Source organism: Enterobacter sp. 6722112 (assembly GCF_058661685.1).
This window is the reverse complement of record NZ_JBZWGR010000007.1, coordinates 143,411-160,659: the sequence shown is the minus strand read 5'-3', so window position 1 is coordinate 160,659 and position 17,249 is coordinate 143,411. Positions and strand designations below refer to the sequence as shown.

Sequence of the window (17,249 nt, the reverse complement as noted above, 5' to 3'; positions counted from 1 at the left end):
TACGCTTTCCTCTTTCAGAGTCAACCCTGATTTTCAGGATTTTTCTCTTCAACCGACCGGGTTGTCTGTGAAGTGATTCACATCCGCCGTGTCGATGGAGGCGCATTATAGGGAGTTCCCGAGCGACCGCAACAGAAAAGTTGCAAAAAAATGACTGACTGCTGTATTCCCCAGCAAAACCCCGCCTTATACCTTTTTACGCACAGACTTATCCACAATCTATTGACGATCCCGGTGTGATCCAGCGATTTGAACACTATACTAGCGGCAAATATTTCTCTCGCGGGCCAACCTCATGACGACACAACGACTTCAACGTGACTGGCGTATCCCAACCGCCGGGCTCGCCGTGCTGGTGTTATTTATGGCAGGTTTTGCACTGCATACGCACTGGAATGCTTTTATTCAGTGGTGCCTCGCCACCCAGATCACCCTGCACCGATATCTGGTGATGTATCTGCTGCAACTTAATAATCATCAGTACAGCGGTGGGCTATGGTTGTTAACCGGTGCGTTTCTTTATGGTGTACTCCATGCCGTTGGACCTGGGCACGGCAAATTTATCGTCACCACGTATCTCACCACCAATAAAGAGAGCCAGCTCGCGGCGCGCGTCGTACCGTTTATCGGTAGCATGATGCAGGGCGTCAGCGCGATCGTCTTTGTCTTTATCCTGGCGGTTGGATTGAACCTCGCGTCAGGAGATATCAGCACCAGCCGTTGGTACGTCGAGAAAATCAGCGCCGTGCTGATTGCCGTCTTCGGCGCGTTTATCATTTATCAGGCGCTCAGCAGCCTGCGTCCGCGCAAAATGGCGATTAGCGCCATCAAGCCGCTTCACCAGCATAATGAACGCTGTGGCTGCGGCCATCACGGCGTAGGGGTGGATCTGACTAAAAGCGACTGGAAAACCCGTCTGGGCGTGGTGCTGGCCATTGGCGCACGCCCGTGCAGCGGGGCAATTATGATCCTGATGTTCTCGAATGCGCTCGGTATTATTAGCTGGGGGATTGCTGCTGTGATGACAATGTCGCTGGGCACGGCGCTGTCGATTATGGGGCTGTCGCTGGCAGTACGTTACGCGCGTGAACGCACAGTAACCTGGTTTGGCGGCGGCACGTCCCTGAACTGGGTAATGCCGATGGTCAAAATTGCCGGAGGGGTTGTTCTGATACTGTTCGCGACGATCCTGTTCCTGACGGTGATCCCCGTCAGCGCCGGCGGCGACTATATTGCCGCAGGATGCTAATAAAAGAAAACCCGCCAGCGGCGGGTTTTTTTATCACTCGTTAATTCGAGGATGCTGATCGACAAGGCGAGAGCGTTTTGTCTGGAGCGCCTCAATCTCTGCGTCAATATCTTCAATCTTCTGCTCTACATTATCGTAGTGCTCACGCAGGATCTCTTTCGCTTCCTGAATATCAGACGCCGCAGGCGTTGCCCCTTTCAACGGACGATTCGCCGTCTCCTTCATGGTAATACCGGTAATCAGGCCGATCACCGCAATGACCATCAGATAGTAAGCAGGCATCATCAGGTTCTGCGTGCTCTCCACCAGTGAAGCAGCAAGCGTCGGCGTCAGGCCCGCAATCAGAACGGAGATATTAAAGGCTGCCGCCAGCGCACTGTAGCGAATATGCGTCGGGAACATTGCCGGCAGCGTAGAAGCCATCACCCCGATGAAGCAGTTGAGGATCACCGCCAGCATCAGCAGACCGGCGAAAATCAGCCCCAGCACATTGCTGTTAATCAGAATAAAGGCCGGGATTGCCAGTGCGAACAGGGCTACGCTGCCGAGAATAATGAATGGCTTACGGCCAAAGCGGTCGCTCAGCAGACCCATAATCGGCTGCACAAACAGCATACCCACCATGATGGCGATAATAATCAGCACACCGTGGTCTTCCGAGTAGTGCAGGTTATGCGACAGGTAGCTCGGCATGTAGGTCAACAGCATGTAATAGGTGACGTTGGTGGAAATCACCAGACCAATACAGGTCAGCAGGCTGCGCCAGTGTTTGGTCGCAATCTCCTTGAACGACACTTTCGGGCCATCCTGTAACCCTTCACGGTCACCCTGCTCCAGCTTTTCAACGTGCTGCTGGAACGCAGGCGTCTCTTCCAGGGCGTGACGCAGATAAAGCCCAATGATGCCCAGCGGCAGCGCCAGGAAGAACGGAATACGCCAGCCCCAGTCAAGGAAGTTCTCTTCACCCACTACGGTTGAGATCAGAACCACAACCCCCGCGCCCATGACAAAACCGGCAATCGAACCAAAGTCCAGCCAGCTGCCCATAAAGCCACGTTTACGGTCCGGAGAATATTCAGCGACAAAAATCGATGCACCGGTATATTCGCCGCCAACGGAGAAGCCCTGCGCCATCTTACAGATCAACAGCAGAATCGGCGCCCATATACCAATAGTTGCATACGACGGAATAAGGCCGATACAGAATGTACTTATCGACATGATGACAATGGTAATAGCCAGGATCTTCTGGCGACCATATTTATCACCCAGCATGCCGAAGAAAAGGCCACCGAGAGGACGAATCAGGAAGGGAACGGAGAACGTACCCAGCGCAGCAATCATCTGCAAGCTGGGATCGGCACCAGGGAAGAACACTTTACCAAGTGCATAGGCCACAAAGCCGTAAACACCAAAATCGAACCACTCCATCGCATTACCGAGCGAGGCCGCTGTAATCGCTTTGCGCAGTTTCGCGTCATCAATAATGGTGACATCGCGCAGCGTGATGGGTTTTACTTTTTTCCTTCTAAGCATAGCTTTCCTCGTAGACTCAGCCCCGTCCGTTTCACAGCGCATTTTGCAAGCTGTGAACCAGAGACCCGCTCCATGCGAATCTCCTTATTCAAGCGTAGCAGGTTTACTTACATTGACGTTTTACCTCAATACAACCGAACCTGTTGACGCCTGTCTGGGCAGTTAAAGACCTTTTTACCCTACCAGCGTTTATATATGTGATCAACTTCACACATATTTTTCCTGTTCGTAAGTTGCCTTCAGCTTTTGTCAATTCACGATAAATAAGGTCATTCTAAACCCCCTTATCAAACAGATCTTAACGCCCGTTATTATTCTTCCCCAAACAAAATGCAAGCACATTTCTTCACAGCGAATTTACACAAAATTCAATTATTAACAGTGGGCAATCCTGTTTACATTCAATATGTGACGAAGATAACTAAAACAGCGTTTTATTTTCATTGAATCAAAATTCCAAAGATCGCATGATAAATCCGAACACGATATCCCAGCAGCTTTCAAATGAAGGAATGCTGAACACCTGAATTTCGCTCTACAGCATAAATAACGAATAGATTGGTCCCAAAAAAGGCAATCGTTTGAATTTGTTGATCTATTTTTTGAGCTTTCCGCCAGCCATGCGGACGAGATGTGAGGGTTAATGATGAAGATTAAAGCAACAATAGAACGCATCCCGGGCGGGATGATGCTGGTCCCGCTGGTACTTGGCGCGATATTAAATACGCTAGCCCCGAATACCGGTGCTTATTTTGGCGGTTTTACAAAAGGTATGATTACCGGAACGGTACCGATTCTGGCAGTCTGGTTCTTTTGCATCGGCGCATCTATTAACTTGCGTGCAACAGGTACGGTATTACGTAAATCAGGGACGCTGGTCATTACTAAAATTGCGGTCGCCTGGGTTGTTGCCATGATCTGTGCGATGTTCATTCCGGAGAATGGAATTCAGACCGGCTTCTTCGCCGGATTATCTGTTCTGGCCATAGTCTCAGCAATGGATATGACCAACGGCGGTCTCTATGCCAGCCTGATGAATCAATATGGCACCAAAGAAGAATCGGGCGCGTTCGTGCTGATGTCCCTGGAGTCGGGTCCGCTGATGACGATGTTGATTCTGGGTTCTGCCGGCCTTGCCTCTTTTGAACCACACCATTTTGTCGGGGCGATCCTGCCGTTCCTGATTGGTTTTGCGCTGGGCAACCTCGATCACGATCTGCGTGATTTCTTCAGCAAAGCCACCCCGGTACTGATCCCGTTCTTCGGCTTCGCGTTGGGCAATACCATCAACCTGAACGTGATTCTGGAAACCGGCCTGCTGGGCATTGTGCTGGGTGTTGCCGTCATCGTCATCACGGGTATTCCACTGATTATTGCAGACCGCGTCATCGGGGGCGGCAACGGAACCGCGGGCGTGGCCGCCTCTTCGGCCGCAGGCGCTGCGGTAGCCAACCCGGTGATTATCGCCCAGATTAACCCGGCCTTTGAACCCGTGGCCGCTTCCGCCACGGCTCTGGTTGCCGCCAGCGTGATTGTGACGGCAATTCTGGTCCCTGTCATCACGGCACTGTATGCCAGACGCTTTGGGCATGTGCCTGAGTCCCAAACAGAACCTGAAGCGGTAGAAATGCACCACTAACCCTTTCGCCCCCTCCTTAAAAAGAGGGGGCAATCACGTACCAAATATCTCTTCCACCATGCCATCCACCAGCCGTTTTGCCGAACAGAGTCTCGGCATTCCCAGCGCGACCGTTTGCCAGCTCTGCGTCACTGACCAGCTCACCGGATGTTTATCCGCCTGACACCAGTCCCCCAGCCAGCCCAGCATATCTTTATAATCAATCAGACCGGGAGAAGCGGGCGTCGTCAGCCACTGATGGTAAAAATGCCGGGTGGTGGGAGAAGCATTAATTCCCTGTGCCAGATAGTTTGCGGCCATGCTGCGCAGATTATCTTTCAGCATGGCCGCCACATCGCTATTCGCCAGACGACAGGCATCGCCAAACGCCCCCCAGCGCAACTCTTCCAGCACGATAAAGCAGCGGCCCGCCAGCGACCAGCCGTCATACTGCCCGGCTCGCCAGCGGGTAAAAATTTGCTCGCTGTGCTCACCCGCCTGAACCGTCAGGCCGCGCTGCGCGAGCGCTTTCTCTTTATAGGCGGCACGCTGGTTGAAATGTGCGGAGAGCTCCTCGTACTGTTGCAACAATCCGGGCGGTTGAGGGAGGCGTGGATTCACCTGCTGGCGCAGGGCTACCAGCCTGTCGGACATACGGGTCAGCGCAAGGTGCCCGGGGTCGAGCATACCGGCCAGTTTCTCCGCCAGACCCAGCCGCAGCGCTGCATTTTCGTTGAGCATTCCCGCCATTGCCCACGGCCGCAGCCGGGTCTGCGTAATGATCTCCTGCGTCAAACGCTCACGAAATTGCAGTTGCTGTGGCCCCAGGAGGGAGTGACGTGCAGCGTCCGCCCCCTGGACCAAATCGACCATAAATTTTGGATGAATACACTCCAGCGTCCGCCCGGGACCGTCCAGTAGCTGTGTTGTCATGGTTGCTCTGCCGCGAATAAGGTTTGAATATCATCGCGTAACAGTCGGGTATCTTCCTGAATCCACGCCGCAGTAGTCATACTTTGCTTCAACAACTGGCTAAGCGCCCGGGTTGAATGTTCATTCTGCTGCCGCACGGCAAGGCTATCACGCAAGCTTTCCTGTAACCCGGTCAGGCACAACGAAAACTCTGCAAAGAACGTTGCCATACCTGCCGTAACAGAGACATCGACCTGCGCGGCCAAAGCTTTACGTATTTGATCGCAAAACTGATCGATATGTTGCGTAAATTTGCCATGAAGCTGAACGATGTCGATGACATAGCGTGTGCGCGTCACGACATACTCTTCCCAGCCCCAGCCGGGATTATTGAGCCAGCGCGAGACGGTATTACGTACGCTGCCTGCCCCTGCTGGCTGACTGGCGGGAGGGGTGTCCTGCACAATGGCATCATTAAATAAGCCGCGCGTATTGAAATTAAGCTGGTTTGCCTGAAACGCCGGGAAGCTAATCCGCGCCCGAAATCCGGCATGACTGAGCTGCTCCTTGATTCGCGTCTCGATAGGGCGCATCGCCTCATTCAACGATCGGGCGAGCGTAGACTCCAGCTGATCGAAGCGTAACGCCAGCTCCCGGCCAATTCTGCTCTGCGCATTCAGCATAATCTGCTCGCATGACGATCGGATCTTGCTCAGGACAATCTGCGCCTGCCCTTCATCGTCAAGCACCAGCTGCTGGATCGCATCCGCGTCGTCTGCACGCAAACTGGATGGCTCGCGCCCTGCTAAATCAAGAATAGACGGGCGGCTAAAAATGTCGCCCAGCGCCTGGTGAAGTTCACCTTTCTGGCGAAGCAGGAATGCATCCGTTGCGTTAAGCGCCTCTTCAACTTCATGCTGGACCTCATCGCTCACCACGCTCTGCCGCTGACGCAGCATCGTCATATCCTCTTCCAGGCGCGCAATATTCAGCTCCAGCTCATCAAAAGCGACCGTCAGTCCCTGATGGCGAAAATCCAGGTATTCTCTGGCATTTTGCGCATAGTTCAGCAGCTTATGCGATGCCGACCGCAAAGCGAACAGCGAGGCGTTGGCGTAAGCCGCGTAAATCAGTTTGCGGATGGGCTGTTCGAACAGCGAATCCTCCCACAGCAGATCCGCCGCATGGCGAATATGGTCAATATCGTCCAGGTCGGCCGTTCGCCAGCGGCGGCCCAGCGCGGCCTCGGCAAAATCCTGTACCCAACGCTGATCCTGATGATCGGGAAGGCGCCCATGAACGTTCATCTCATAGCGGGCGCGGTTTGCCAGATAGGCCCACATAGAAGAGACCGGATAAATTTGCCCCGGAGAAATATTTCCTTTCATCAGCGTGCCGGAAATCATCGCCCGCACCTGCTCTTCATCGTCGCTGTTACGATCTTTCTGATCGAATTTGTTGACCAGGGCGTAAAGCGGTACGGATTTCCCGGCAGCCGAAATTGCCTGACGAACCTCCGCATCAGAAATAGATTTAAGCTGTGTATAGTCCATCACCGCCAGCACGGCGGAGGCGCACGCCAGCTGCTCGCTGAGCATTTTTTGCAGGTGCGGCTGACCGGCCTCGTTCGGCCCCGGCGTGTCGAGCAGCGTCAGTTGCCCCAGGTGCGCATCCAGACCGGCGAGATGCACAAACTCCACCTCAATCACCGGAATATGTTCTATCGCGGCATACTCAGAGAACGGAAACTCCACGCCCAGCGCCTGAGACAGCCGCACCAGATCGTTCAGGCTTTTCAGACAATGAAAGATGGGCTCCGCGCCCAGGTGATGTTTTTCAAACGCCTCACCTCTTTCTATGCGCTCCAGCAGCGTATTCATGTCCTTGTCGATTTCCAGACGCCGCGCCAGCTTGCCGCGATCTTTATCGCACAGTTTTTTCTGCAACTGGGTAATCAGGGTATCGATGGGCGAAACGTGCAAAAAATGCAGCACCGGCTCCTTCTGGCCCGGCGTATGGCGGATCAGCGTGGGAAGTGCCGTCATCGGACGATTGCGGTTCGGCAGCACTTCCGTGCCCACAATCGCATTAATGGTGGTCGATTTTCCCGCTTTCATGGTACCCACAATCGCCAGCACCATTTCGAGGCGGGTTATTTTGCGTAATTCGTTATTCAGCATCGCCTGCTGGTGATGCTGCCAACTTACTGATTTAGTGTATGATGGTGTTTTTGAGGTGCTCCTGTGGCTTCTGTTTCTATCAGCTGTCCCTCCTGTTCAGCTACTGACGGGGTGGTGCGTAACGGCAAAAGCACCGCCGGACATCAGCGCTATCTCTGCTCTCACTGCCGTAAAACATGGCAACTGCAGTTCACTTACACCGCTTCTCAACCCGGTACGCACCAGAAAATCATTGATATGGCCATGAATGGCGTTGGATGCCGGGCAACCGCCCGCATTATGGGCGTTGGCCTCAACACGATTTTACGTCACTTAAAAAACTCAGGCCGCAGTCGGTAACCTCGCGCATACAGCCGGGCAGTGACGTCATCGTCTGCGCGGAAATGGACGAACAGTGGGGCTATGTCGGGGCTAAATCGCGCCAGCGCTGGCTGTTTTACGCGTATGACAGGATACGGAGGACGGTTGTGGCGCACGTATTCGGTGAACGCACTATGGCGACGCTGGGGCGTCTTATGAGCCTGCTGTCACCCTTTGACGTGGTGATATGGATGACGGATGGCTGGCCGCTGTATGAATCCCGCCTGAAGGGAAAGCTGCACGTTATCAGCAAGCGATATACGCAGCGAATTGAGCGGCATAACCTGAATCTGAGGCAGCACCTGGCACGGCTGGGACGGAAGTCGCTGTCGTTCTCAAAATCGGTGGAGCTGCATGACAAAGTCATCGGGCATTATCTGAACATAAAACACTATCAATAAGTTGGAGTCATTACCTCGCCTGCTGAGCGTCGACACCCCGTGCGCTAAAATGTAACGGCAAAACGTTGTTATTAACGCCGCTCATCGCAGCGGCTGTGCTATCCAGCTTTGCAATCGGCATAGATTTTAATGAATCAAGATTGTTCAGAGCGAGCTGTAACAATCGTTCAGCTTCCTGGCTTAATTCAAATATGGTCTGTGTGTGCATGATAAAAGCCTTCCCTTAACGCAAATTTATTACTTTTATTAAGCCACGATGTTTTAATTATACTTTTCAGGCTTATATGATCACGTATGGAAAACATGTTCATTTAATACAACTAACTGAAGATAATGAGAATTTAAAAACCACCCTCGTAATACGTGTAAAACATCCCCTGGCCAGAAAGCCAAAAGTGAATAGACAAAACGCATTTTCAGGAAACATCAGGATATATCATCGTTATTTACCCACCAAAAAAGAGAGGTATTCCCTGGCGCCAAAAGATGTATGGCGTCAGAAGAGGATAGATAAATAACGGCTTGTTCCTTCACCTTATCCGAAATGGCACAGCGTAGCAATTTGCTGTAATAAAATATTCGATACATTTAGCATGATTACGATCTCTGCCGTTCAGGGCTTAAGATTCCCTTAATTCACTGACAGTTCGTGTCATCGCTTGCGCATTTATGCGCTATTTTTATAAAACAATATCACCGACAAAAGTGGGGATTTGCGTTATACTCGCTGCCTTTTTCGGCACACTGCCGTCATTTAGCTGGCGTTTTCCAGCGTGTTAACACTTTTGAGGATACCAACATGCAACTTCCACACTGCCCGAAATGCAATTCTGAATACACCTATGAAGACAATGGCATGTTCGTTTGCCCGGAATGCGCCCATGAATGGAACGATGCGGAGCCTGCACAGGACAGCGATGCGCTGATCGTGAAAGACGCAAACGGCAACCTGCTGGCAGACGGCGACAGCGTTACCGTTGTGAAAGATCTGAAGGTAAAAGGCAGTTCCTCCATGCTGAAGATCGGCACTAAAGTCAAAAATATCCGTCTGGTTGAAGGCGATCATAATATCGACTGCAAAATTGACGGCTTCGGTCCGATGAAACTGAAATCTGAGTTCGTGAAAAAGAACTGATTGTCCCGCCCGGTGACGCTTCGCTTACCGGGCGTTCGGGAACTACACTTAACGGGCTTTTCTTACGTGAGGTAAAGATTATGCCGTTAAGTCCCTACATCTCTTTCGCCGGCAACTGTGCGGAGGCGACGGCCTTCTATCAGCAGGCCGTCGGCGCAGAGCTCCTCTACAAAATCACCTTCGGCGAAATGCCCAAAGACGAAAACAGTGAAGAAGGCTGTCCGTCAGGCATGAACTTCCCGGATACCGCCATCGCCCACTCTAACGTCCGCATTGCCGGCAGCGATATCATGATGAGCGATGGTCTGCCACCCGGCAGCAGCGCGCAGTACGCCGGATTTACGCTGGTGCTCGACACGCAGGACGTGGATGAAGGCAAACGCTGGTTCGACAACCTCTCTGATGGCGGCAATGTCGAAATGGCCTGGCAGGAGACTTTCTGGGCGCACGGATTCGGGAAAGTCACCGACAAATACGGCGTGCCGTGGATGATTAACGTCGTTAAGCAGCAGCACTAATTTTCGGGCGGTGGGCAGTCTGCCTCCGCCTGTCATCAAACTCCCCTCAACTCTTCAAATTCCCGCAACCGAGACTTAACCCAAATGTCATATTGATGCGCCAGCATGAGGCCACATTTATCGTGAGGCCCGGCACATGCAAACTGTCATTCGCGTCGAGAAACTGAGCAAAACCTTCCATCACAACAAGGCGCTGCATGCCGTTGATCTGACCGTCCAGCAGGGCGAAATGGTGGCGCTGTTGGGGCCGTCTGGTTCAGGTAAATCAACCCTTCTTCGTCACTTGAGCGGCCTGATTACCTGTGACAAAACGCCGGAAAGCCGCGTCGAACTGCTGGGTAACACCGTGCAACATGCGGGGCGTCTGGCGAGCGATATTCGCAAAAGCCGCGCCCAGACGGGCTATATCTTTCAGCAGTTCAACCTGGTGAACCGCCTGACCGTGCTCGAGAACGTGCTGATTGGCGCGCTCGGCAGCACCCCGTTCTGGCGCACCTGCCTGCGCTGGTTCTCCCCATCCCAGAAGCAAGAAGCCTTACAGGCGCTGACCCGCGTCGGCATGGCGCATTTCGCCCACCAGCGCGTCTCCACGCTCTCCGGCGGACAGCAGCAGCGCGTCGCCATCGCCCGCGCCCTGATGCAGAAAGCCAAAATCATTCTGGCCGATGAACCTATCGCCTCGCTGGACCCGGAATCGGCCCGCATCGTGATGGAAACCCTGCGCGACATCAACCAGAACGACGGCATCACCGTGGTGGTGACGCTGCATCAGGTGGATTACGCCCTGCGCTACTGCGAGCGCATCGTCGCCCTGCGTCAGGGCAATGTGTTCTTCGATGGCGCAAGCCACCAGTTTGATAACGAACGTTTTGATCATCTCTACCGCAGCGTAAACCGCGTCGAAGAGCGCGCGCAGGCTGCTTAACGTCCCCATAACGAGGAATGGACATGAACTACAAAGCCGTTGCCGCGCTGGCCTTCACCAGCATGTTCAGCATCAGCACCCTGCTAAGCCCTGCTTACGCTGAGGAACAGGAAAAAGCGCTGAACTTTGGCATCATTTCAACGGAATCACAGCAAAACCTGAAGCCGCAGTGGGAACCGTTCCTGAAAGATATGGAAACCAAACTGGGGATCAAAGTAAACGCCTTCTTCGCCCCGGACTACGCGGGCATCATTCAGGGAATGCGCTTCAACAAAGTGGACATCGCCTGGTATGGCAACCTCTCTGCTATGGAAGCGGTAGATCGCGCGAACGGCCAGGTCTTCGCCCAGACCGTTGCGGCAGACGGCTCCCCGGGCTACTGGAGCGTGCTGATCGTGAACAAAGACAGCCCGATCAACAACCTCAACGACATGCTCGCCAAACGCAAAGAGCTGACGTTTGGTAACGGCGACCCGAACTCCACTTCCGGCTTCCTCGTCCCTAGCTATTACGTCTTCGCGAAAAACAACGTCTCCGCCAGCGACTTTAAGCGCACGGTCAACGCCAGCCACGAAACCAACGCCCTGGCCGTGGCGAATAAGCAGGTTGACGTCGCCACCAACAACACTGAAAACCTCGACAAGCTGAAGACCTCCGCGCCGGACAAGCTGAAGGAAATCAAGGTTATCTGGAAATCGCCGCTGATCCCGGGCGACCCGATCGTGTGGCGCAAAAACCTCTCCGAGAGCACCAAGGACAAGGTCTACGACTTCTTTATGAACTACGGCAAAACGCCGGAAGAGAAAGCGGTTCTGGCACGTCTGGGCTGGGCACCGTTCCGCGCGTCCAGCGATTTGCAGCTGGTGCCGATTCGCCAGCTGGCGCTGTTCAAGCAGATGCAGGGCGTGAAGGACAACAAGGGTCTGAAGGAAGAAGAGAAGACCAGCAAAGTGTCGGAAATTCAGGCGCAGCTGGACGATCTCGACCGCCTGACCGCCGCGCTCGGTGCCATGACCAGCGTGAATAAAGCGGTGCAGTAACTTACGTCCCCTCTCCCTTGAGGGAGAGGGTTAGGGTGAGGGGGAAATGCGCACGCTGATGCCCTCACCCCGGCCCTCTCCCACAGGGAGAGGGGGAACAGATCGTAGGCCGGATAAGCGTAGCGCCATCCGGCACACAAAGACCCGCGGAGTAAAACATGCAAACCATCACCCTCCCGCCGCCAAAGCGCAGCTGGTTCTCGCTCATAAGCTGGGCCGTTCTGCTGGCGGTGCTCGTTATCTCCTGGAAGGGCGCGGAGATGGATCCGCTGCTGCTCTTCAAAGATTCCGGCAACATGGCGACCTTCGCCGCCGACTTCTTCCCGCCGGACTTCAGCCAGTGGCAGGACTACCTCGGTGAAATGGCGATCACCCTGCAAATTGCCGTCTGGGGCACCGCCCTCGCCGTGATCCTCTCCATTCCGTTTGGCCTGATGAGCGCCGAAAACATCGTGCCGTGGTGGATCTACCAGCCGATGCGTCGCCTGATGGACGCCTGTCGCGCCATCAACGAAATGGTCTTTGCGATGCTGTTCGTGGTCGCCGTCGGCCTGGGTCCGTTCGCGGGCGTGATGGCGCTGTTCATCCACACCACCGGCGTGCTCTCCAAAGCGGTTGAAGCCATCGAGCCCGGCCCGGTGGAAGGCATCCGCGCAACCGGAGCGAACAAAATCGAAGAGATCCTCTACGGCGTCCTGCCGCAGGTGATGCCGCTGCTCATCTCCTACTCCCTGTACCGCTTCGAGTCCAACGTTCGCTCCGCCACCGTGGTCGGCATGGTGGGCGCAGGCGGCATTGGCGTCACCCTGTGGGAAGCCATTCGTGGTTTCCAGTTCCAGCAAACCTGCGCCCTGATGGTGCTCATCATCGTCACTGTCAGCCTGCTGGATTTCCTCTCTCAACGTTTGCGTAAGCACTTCATCTGAGAAGCGAGGCTTTGATTTGTATGCACTTATCCAGACATCCGACCAGTTACCCCACCCGCTGGCAAGAGATTGCGGCCAAGCTCGAAGTGGAGCTGCGCACGCACTACCGCTGCGGAGACTACCTGCCCGCCGAGCAGCAGCTTGCCGACCGCTACGAAGTGAATCGCCACACCCTGCGTCGCGCCATCGATCAACTGGTGGAGCGCGGCTGGGTCCAGCGCCGTCAGGGCGTCGGCGTACTGGTGCTGATGCGTCCGTTCGACTACCCGCTCAATGCCCAGGCGCGTTTTAGCCAGAACCTGCTCGATCAGGGCAGCCACCCCACCAGCGAAAAGCTGCTGTCAGTCCTGCGCCCGGCCTCCCGCCACGTGGCGGACGCGCTGGGGATTCAGGAGGGCGACAACGTCGTTCACCTGCGCACGTTGCGCCGGGTAAACGGCGTGGCGGTCTGTCAGATCGACCACTACTTTGCGGACCTTACCCTCTGGCCCGTGCTGCAACATTTCGCCAGCGGTTCCCTGCATGATTTTCTTCAGGACGCGACGGGTATCGCGCTCAAACGCACCCAGACGCGCATCAGCGCCCGCCGCGCGCAGGCGAAAGAGAGCAAGGTGCTGGAGATCCCCAACATGGCCCCGCTGCTCTGCGTGCGCACCCTCAACCACCGTGACGGCGACGTCAACGCAACGGAATACTCCGTCAGCCTGACCCGCGCCGACATGATTGAATTTACCATGGAGCACTGAATGCACTTCGACACCTCCACTCGTCAGCGCTGGATGCGCGTGCTGGCCCACAGCCAGCCTGATGCGCTGGCTGCCCGCATGAGCGCGCTCGGCCTGACGCCGGACTACGACACGATCCGCGCGCCGGAGATCGGCCTGGTGCAGATCCAGGCACGCATGGGCGGCACCGGCGAGCGCTTCTTCGCCGGCGATGCCACCCTCACCCGCGCGGTGATCCGCCTGAAAAGCGGCACGCTGGGCTACGGCTACGTACTTGGGCGCGACAAAACGCACGCCGAGCGCTGCGCAGCGATCGACGCGCTTTTACAGGAACAGCCGCATTTTCAGACGTTAATGGAAACCCTTATTGCCCCGCTGGAAGCCGACCGCGCCGCACGCCTTGCCGCGCGTCAGGCCGAAGTGAATACCAGCCGGGTCGACTTCTTTACGCTCGTTCGCGGAGACAACGCATGACGCTTCAACCTGCTTTTACCCTGGCCGTCCAGGATGCCCAACAGAGTTTCCGTCGCCTGCTGAAAGCCATGAGCGAGCCGGGCGTCATTGTCTCGCTGCACCAGCTCTCCCAGGGCTGGCTGCCGCTGAACCTCGCCTCGACCAGCGTGCTGCTGACCCTGGCGGACAACGACACCCCGGTATGGCTGTCAGGCGCATTGCTGAACGATATCGCCAGCCAGAACCTGCGCTTTCACACCAACGCGCCGCTGGTCGAGCAGCCCCAGCAGGCGGTCTTCGCCGTGGCCGACGAGCAAATCAGCCACGAACAGCTTAACGCCCTGAGCGAAGGCAGCGCCGTCGCACCAGAAACCAGCGCTACGCTGATTTTGCAGGTCTCCAGCCTGAGCGGTGGCCGCATGCTGCGCCTGACGGGTGCAGGGATTGCCGACGAGCGGATGGTCGCCCCCCAGCTGCCGGAGTGCATCATTCATGAGCTGACCGAGCGCCCGCATCCGTTCCCGCTCGGTATCGACCTGATCCTGACCTGCGGCGAGCGCCTGCTGGCGATCCCGAGAACCACTCACGTGGAGGTGTGCTGATGTACGTTGCCGTCAAAGGGGGCGAGAAGGCGATCGCCGCCGCCCATGCCTTGCAGGCGCACAGACGCCGGGGGGATGACGCCCTTCCCGAGCTGAGCGTCGCCCAGATTGAACAGCAGTTAAACCTGGCCGTCGACCGCGTGATGACCGAAGGCGGCATCGCGGACCGCGAACTGGCGGCGCTGGCGCTGAAACAGGCCAGCGGCGATAACGTGGAAGCCATCTTCCTGCTGCGCGCTTACCGCACTACGCTTGCGAAGCTGGCGGTAAGCGAGCCGGTGGATACGGCGGAAATGCGATTAGAGCGCCGTATTTCTGCGGTGTACAAAGATATTCCTGGCGGCCAGCTGCTTGGTCCGACCTACGACTACACCCATCGCCTGCTGGACTTCACTCTGCTGGCGAACGGTGAAACACCGCAGCTCAGCGTCTCTGACGCTGAACAAGACGCCTCCCCGCACGTCTTTAGCCTGCTGGCAAACCAGGGGCTGGCGAAGGCGGAAGAGGACACCGGCAGCACACCGGATGACATCACCCGCACGCCGCCGGTCTATCCCTGTTCGCGCTCGTCCCGCCTGCAACAGCTGATGCGCGGTGACGAAGGGTATCTGCTGGCGCTGGCCTACTCCACGCAGCGCGGCTACGGGCGCAACCACCCGTTCGCGGCAGAGATCCGCAGCGGTTATATCGACATTGAAATCGTGCCGGAAGAGCTGGGTTTTGCGGTGAACATCGGCGAAATGCTGATGACCGAGTGCGAAATGGTCAACGGTTTTGTCGCGCCAGAGAATGAAGATCCGCACTTTACCCGCGGCTACGGGCTGGTGTATGGCCTGAGCGAGCGCAAGGCGATGGCGATGGCGCTGGTTGACCGTGCACTCCAGGCGCCGGACTACGGCGAGCATATTGCAGGCCCGGCACAGGACGAAGAGTTCGTGCTGGCCCACGCGGATAACGTTGAGGCCGCCGGCTTTGTCTCGCACCTCAAGCTGCCGCACTACGTCGATTTCCAGGCCGAACTGGAACTGCTGAAACGCCTGCAACGGGAGCGCGCCAATGGCTAACTTAAGCGGCTACAACTTTGCCTATCTGGACGAACAAACTAAACGCATGATCCGCCGCGCCATCCTGAAGGCAGTGGCGATCCCCGGCTACCAGGTGCCATTCGGCGGCCGCGAAATGCCAATGCCCTACGGCTGGGGCACGGGCGGTATTCAGATCACCGCCAGCGTGATCGGCGAGGCGGACGTGCTGAAGGTCATCGACCAGGGTGCCGACGACACCACCAACGCCGTGTCGATCCGCAACTTCTTTAAGCGCGTAACGGGCGTTAATACTACCGAAAAAACCGAAGACGCGACGCTGATCCAGACCCGTCACCGCATTCCGGAGACCCCGCTGAATGAAGATCAGATTTTGATTTTCCAGGTGCCGATCCCGGAGCCGCTGCGTTTTATCGAGCCGCGGGAAACCGAAACCCGCACCATGCACGCCCTGGAAGAGTACGGGATCATGCAGGTCAAACTGTATGAGGACATCGCCCGCTTCGGCCATATCGCCACCACCTACGCCTATCCGGTGAAGGTGAACGGCCGCTACGTGATGGACCCGTCGCCGATCCCGAAATTCGATAACCCGAAGATGGACATGATGCCCGCCCTGCAACTTTTTGGTGCCGGACGTGAAAAACGCATCTACGCCGTGCCGCCGTACACCCGTGTGGAGAGCCTGGATTTCGACGATCACCCGTTTACGGTGCAGGAGTGGGACGAGCCGTGCGCCATCTGCGGTTCGAAGCATAGCTATCTGGATGAAGTGGTGCTGGACGACACGGGCAAACGGATGTTTGTCTGCTCCGACACCGATTACTGCCGCCAACAGAGCGAGGTGAACAGCCAATGAAACCGCTGCTTTCGGTTAATAACCTGACTCACCTTTATGCGCCGGGCAAAGGCTTTAGCGACGTGTCGTTTGAGCTGTGGCCGGGCGAAGTGCTGGGCATTGTCGGCGAGTCCGGCTCCGGTAAAACCACCCTGCTGAAGTCCATCTCCGCGCGCCTGACGCCGCAGAATGGCGACATTCTGTATGAGGGCGTGTCGCTGTATGGCATGAGCGAAGCCGATCGCCGCCGCCTGCTGCGCACCGAGTGGGGCGTGGTGCACCAGCACCCGATGGATGGCCTGCGCCGCCAGGTGTCGGCGGGGGGCAACATCGGCGAACGGCTGATGGCCACCGGCGCGCGCCACTACGGCAACATCCGCGCCACGGCGCAGCACTGGCTGGAAGAGGTTGAAATTCCCGCCTCGCGCATCGACGACCTGCCGACCACCTTCTCCGGCGGCATGCAGCAGCGTTTACAGATTGCCCGCAATCTCGTCACCCATCCGAAGCTGGTGTTTATGGATGAACCGACCGGCGGGCTGGACGTCTCCGTGCAGGCTCGCCTGCTCGACCTGCTGCGCGGCCTGGTGGTGGAGCTAAACCTGGCGGTGGTGATTGTCACCCACGATTTAGGCGTCGCGCGCCTGCTGGCGGACCGCTTGCTGGTGATGAAGCAGGGTCAGGTGGTGGAAAGTGGGTTAACCGACCGCGTGCTCGACGATCCCCATCATCCGTATACCCAGCTGCTGGTGTCGTCCGTATTGCAGAACTGAGGGCGCGGTTGCCGG

The 17,249-nt window shown here is 56.3% G+C and carries 16 protein-coding genes and 2 pseudogenes; 14 read left to right on the top strand and 4 right to left on the bottom strand.

Annotated elements, in window-relative coordinates; genetic code table 11:
- Window positions 1-295 precede the first annotated feature (295 nt).
- Window positions 296-1,249 (top strand): nickel/cobalt transporter, encoded by a 954-nt coding sequence (locus AC4OVU_RS02260; RefSeq protein WP_491928618.1) that lies wholly within the window; start codon window positions 296-298, stop codon window positions 1,247-1,249.
- A 33-nt stretch (window positions 1,250-1,282) separates the two neighbouring features.
- Here the strand turns inward: AC4OVU_RS02260 and proP are convergent, their stop codons facing one another.
- Window positions 1,283-2,785, bottom strand: coding sequence for a glycine betaine/L-proline transporter ProP (gene proP, locus AC4OVU_RS02255; RefSeq protein WP_015570231.1), 1,503 nt, complete (start codon window positions 2,783-2,785; stop codon window positions 1,283-1,285).
- 646 nt (window positions 2,786-3,431) lie between these two features.
- Here proP and kdgT point away from each other — a divergent pair.
- On the top strand, window positions 3,432-4,424 hold the full coding sequence (kdgT, locus tag AC4OVU_RS02250) for a 2-keto-3-deoxygluconate transporter (RefSeq protein ID WP_017694692.1): 993 nt from the start codon (window positions 3,432-3,434) through the stop codon (window positions 4,422-4,424).
- Window positions 4,425-4,457: 33 nt separating this feature from the next.
- Here kdgT and AC4OVU_RS02245 read toward each other — a convergent pair whose 3' ends face one another.
- A complete protein-coding gene (locus tag AC4OVU_RS02245) occupies window positions 4,458-5,336 on the bottom strand; it encodes a diguanylate cyclase regulator RdcB family protein (RefSeq protein WP_023295782.1) in 879 nt (292 codons plus the stop codon).
- Window positions 5,333-7,504 (bottom strand): annotated as a pseudogene (gene crfC, locus AC4OVU_RS02240) (clamp-binding protein CrfC); the annotation flags it as partial. The pseudogene crfC and the gene AC4OVU_RS02245, both read right to left, overlap by 4 nt.
- A gap of 54 nt (window positions 7,505-7,558) precedes the next feature.
- On the opposite strand from crfC, the gene AC4OVU_RS02235 reads away from it, so the two are divergent.
- Window positions 7,559-8,256 (top strand): IS1-like element IS1A family transposase gene (locus AC4OVU_RS02235; RefSeq protein ID WP_223195251.1). Its coding sequence is split into 2 segments (ribosomal slippage): window positions 7,559-7,808 and window positions 7,808-8,256, totalling 699 coding nucleotides; the frame shifts between segments, so codons are not numbered across the junction.
- A 16-nt stretch (window positions 8,257-8,272) separates the two neighbouring features.
- Here AC4OVU_RS02235 and AC4OVU_RS02230 read toward each other — a convergent pair.
- Window positions 8,273-8,464, bottom strand: a pseudogene (locus AC4OVU_RS02230) (hypothetical protein); the annotation flags it as partial.
- A 591-nt stretch (window positions 8,465-9,055) separates the two neighbouring features.
- Here AC4OVU_RS02230 and AC4OVU_RS02225 point away from each other — a divergent pair.
- The 11 genes from AC4OVU_RS02225 (at window position 9,056) to phnK (ending at window position 17,234) form a co-directional block, all read left to right on the top strand.
- On the top strand, window positions 9,056-9,391 hold the full coding sequence (locus tag AC4OVU_RS02225) for a zinc ribbon domain-containing protein YjdM (protein ID WP_003860206.1): 336 nt from the start codon (window positions 9,056-9,058) through the stop codon (window positions 9,389-9,391).
- Window positions 9,392-9,471: 80 nt separating this feature from the next.
- Window positions 9,472-9,909, top strand: coding sequence for a VOC family metalloprotein YjdN (yjdN, locus tag AC4OVU_RS02220; RefSeq protein WP_032104775.1), 438 nt, complete (start codon window positions 9,472-9,474; stop codon window positions 9,907-9,909).
- Between the two features lie 136 nt (window positions 9,910-10,045).
- Complete coding sequence (gene phnC / locus AC4OVU_RS02215; protein ID WP_032104776.1) at window positions 10,046-10,834, top strand: phosphonate ABC transporter ATP-binding protein; 789 nt, start codon at window positions 10,046-10,048, stop codon at window positions 10,832-10,834.
- A 23-nt stretch (window positions 10,835-10,857) separates the two neighbouring features.
- Entirely contained in the window at window positions 10,858-11,874 is a 1,017-nt protein-coding gene (gene phnD, locus AC4OVU_RS02210; protein ID WP_491928617.1) for a phosphonate ABC transporter substrate-binding protein, read from the top strand.
- Between the two features lie 158 nt (window positions 11,875-12,032).
- Window positions 12,033-12,800, top strand: a complete 768-nt coding sequence (gene phnE, locus AC4OVU_RS02205) for a phosphonate ABC transporter, permease protein PhnE (protein WP_491928616.1) — start codon at window positions 12,033-12,035, stop codon at window positions 12,798-12,800.
- A 20-nt stretch (window positions 12,801-12,820) separates the two neighbouring features.
- On the top strand, window positions 12,821-13,546 hold the full coding sequence (gene phnF / locus AC4OVU_RS02200) for a phosphonate metabolism transcriptional regulator PhnF (RefSeq protein WP_006810434.1): 726 nt from the start codon (window positions 12,821-12,823) through the stop codon (window positions 13,544-13,546).
- On the top strand, window positions 13,547-13,999 hold the full coding sequence (gene phnG / locus AC4OVU_RS02195) for a phosphonate C-P lyase system protein PhnG (protein ID WP_017694700.1): 453 nt from the start codon (window positions 13,547-13,549) through the stop codon (window positions 13,997-13,999).
- The gene (gene phnH, locus AC4OVU_RS02190) at window positions 13,996-14,580 is read left to right on the top strand and encodes a phosphonate C-P lyase system protein PhnH (protein ID WP_003860219.1); all 585 of its coding nucleotides are present in this window, start codon (window positions 13,996-13,998) and stop codon (window positions 14,578-14,580) included. The genes phnG and phnH overlap by 4 nt, the downstream gene beginning before the upstream one ends.
- Complete coding sequence (locus tag AC4OVU_RS02185; RefSeq protein ID WP_047726068.1) at window positions 14,580-15,644, top strand: carbon-phosphorus lyase complex subunit; 1,065 nt, start codon at window positions 14,580-14,582, stop codon at window positions 15,642-15,644. Before phnH ends, AC4OVU_RS02185 begins: the two co-directional genes overlap by 1 nt.
- Window positions 15,637-16,482 (top strand): alpha-D-ribose 1-methylphosphonate 5-phosphate C-P-lyase PhnJ, encoded by an 846-nt coding sequence (gene phnJ / locus AC4OVU_RS02180; RefSeq protein WP_110292833.1) that lies wholly within the window; start codon window positions 15,637-15,639, stop codon window positions 16,480-16,482. The genes AC4OVU_RS02185 and phnJ overlap by 8 nt, the downstream gene beginning before the upstream one ends.
- On the top strand, window positions 16,479-17,234 hold the full coding sequence (gene phnK, locus AC4OVU_RS02175) for a phosphonate C-P lyase system protein PhnK (RefSeq protein WP_015570221.1): 756 nt from the start codon (window positions 16,479-16,481) through the stop codon (window positions 17,232-17,234). The genes phnJ and phnK overlap by 4 nt, the downstream gene beginning before the upstream one ends.
- The last annotated feature ends 15 nt before the right edge of the window (window positions 17,235-17,249 follow it).

What these genes read in the sequence shown, in the direction of transcription:
- AC4OVU_RS02245 (WP_023295782.1), bottom strand. Translation starts at nt 5,336, where the DNA reads ATGACAACACAGCTACTGGACGGTCCCGGGCGGACGCTGGAGTGTATT.
- phnE (WP_491928616.1), top strand. Translation starts at nt 12,033, where the DNA reads ATGCAAACCATCACCCTCCCGCCGCCAAAGCGCAGCTGGTTCTCGCTC.
- phnK (WP_015570221.1), top strand. Translation starts at nt 16,479, where the DNA reads ATGAAACCGCTGCTTTCGGTTAATAACCTGACTCACCTTTATGCGCCG.
- phnJ (WP_110292833.1), top strand. Translation starts at nt 15,637, where the DNA reads ATGGCTAACTTAAGCGGCTACAACTTTGCCTATCTGGACGAACAAACT.
- AC4OVU_RS02225 (WP_003860206.1), top strand. Translation starts at nt 9,056, where the DNA reads ATGCAACTTCCACACTGCCCGAAATGCAATTCTGAATACACCTATGAA.
- proP (WP_015570231.1), bottom strand. Translation starts at nt 2,785, where the DNA reads ATGCTTAGAAGGAAAAAAGTAAAACCCATCACGCTGCGCGATGTCACC.
- AC4OVU_RS02185 (WP_047726068.1), top strand. Translation starts at nt 14,580, where the DNA reads ATGTACGTTGCCGTCAAAGGGGGCGAGAAGGCGATCGCCGCCGCCCAT.
- phnG (WP_017694700.1), top strand. Translation starts at nt 13,547, where the DNA reads ATGCACTTCGACACCTCCACTCGTCAGCGCTGGATGCGCGTGCTGGCC.
- phnH (WP_003860219.1), top strand. Translation starts at nt 13,996, where the DNA reads ATGACGCTTCAACCTGCTTTTACCCTGGCCGTCCAGGATGCCCAACAG.
- kdgT (WP_017694692.1), top strand. Translation starts at nt 3,432, where the DNA reads ATGAAGATTAAAGCAACAATAGAACGCATCCCGGGCGGGATGATGCTG.
- phnC (WP_032104776.1), top strand. Translation starts at nt 10,046, where the DNA reads ATGCAAACTGTCATTCGCGTCGAGAAACTGAGCAAAACCTTCCATCAC.
- yjdN (WP_032104775.1), top strand. Translation starts at nt 9,472, where the DNA reads ATGCCGTTAAGTCCCTACATCTCTTTCGCCGGCAACTGTGCGGAGGCG.
- phnF (WP_006810434.1), top strand. Translation starts at nt 12,821, where the DNA reads ATGCACTTATCCAGACATCCGACCAGTTACCCCACCCGCTGGCAAGAG.
- phnD (WP_491928617.1), top strand. Translation starts at nt 10,858, where the DNA reads ATGAACTACAAAGCCGTTGCCGCGCTGGCCTTCACCAGCATGTTCAGC.
- AC4OVU_RS02260 (WP_491928618.1), top strand. Translation starts at nt 296, where the DNA reads ATGACGACACAACGACTTCAACGTGACTGGCGTATCCCAACCGCCGGG.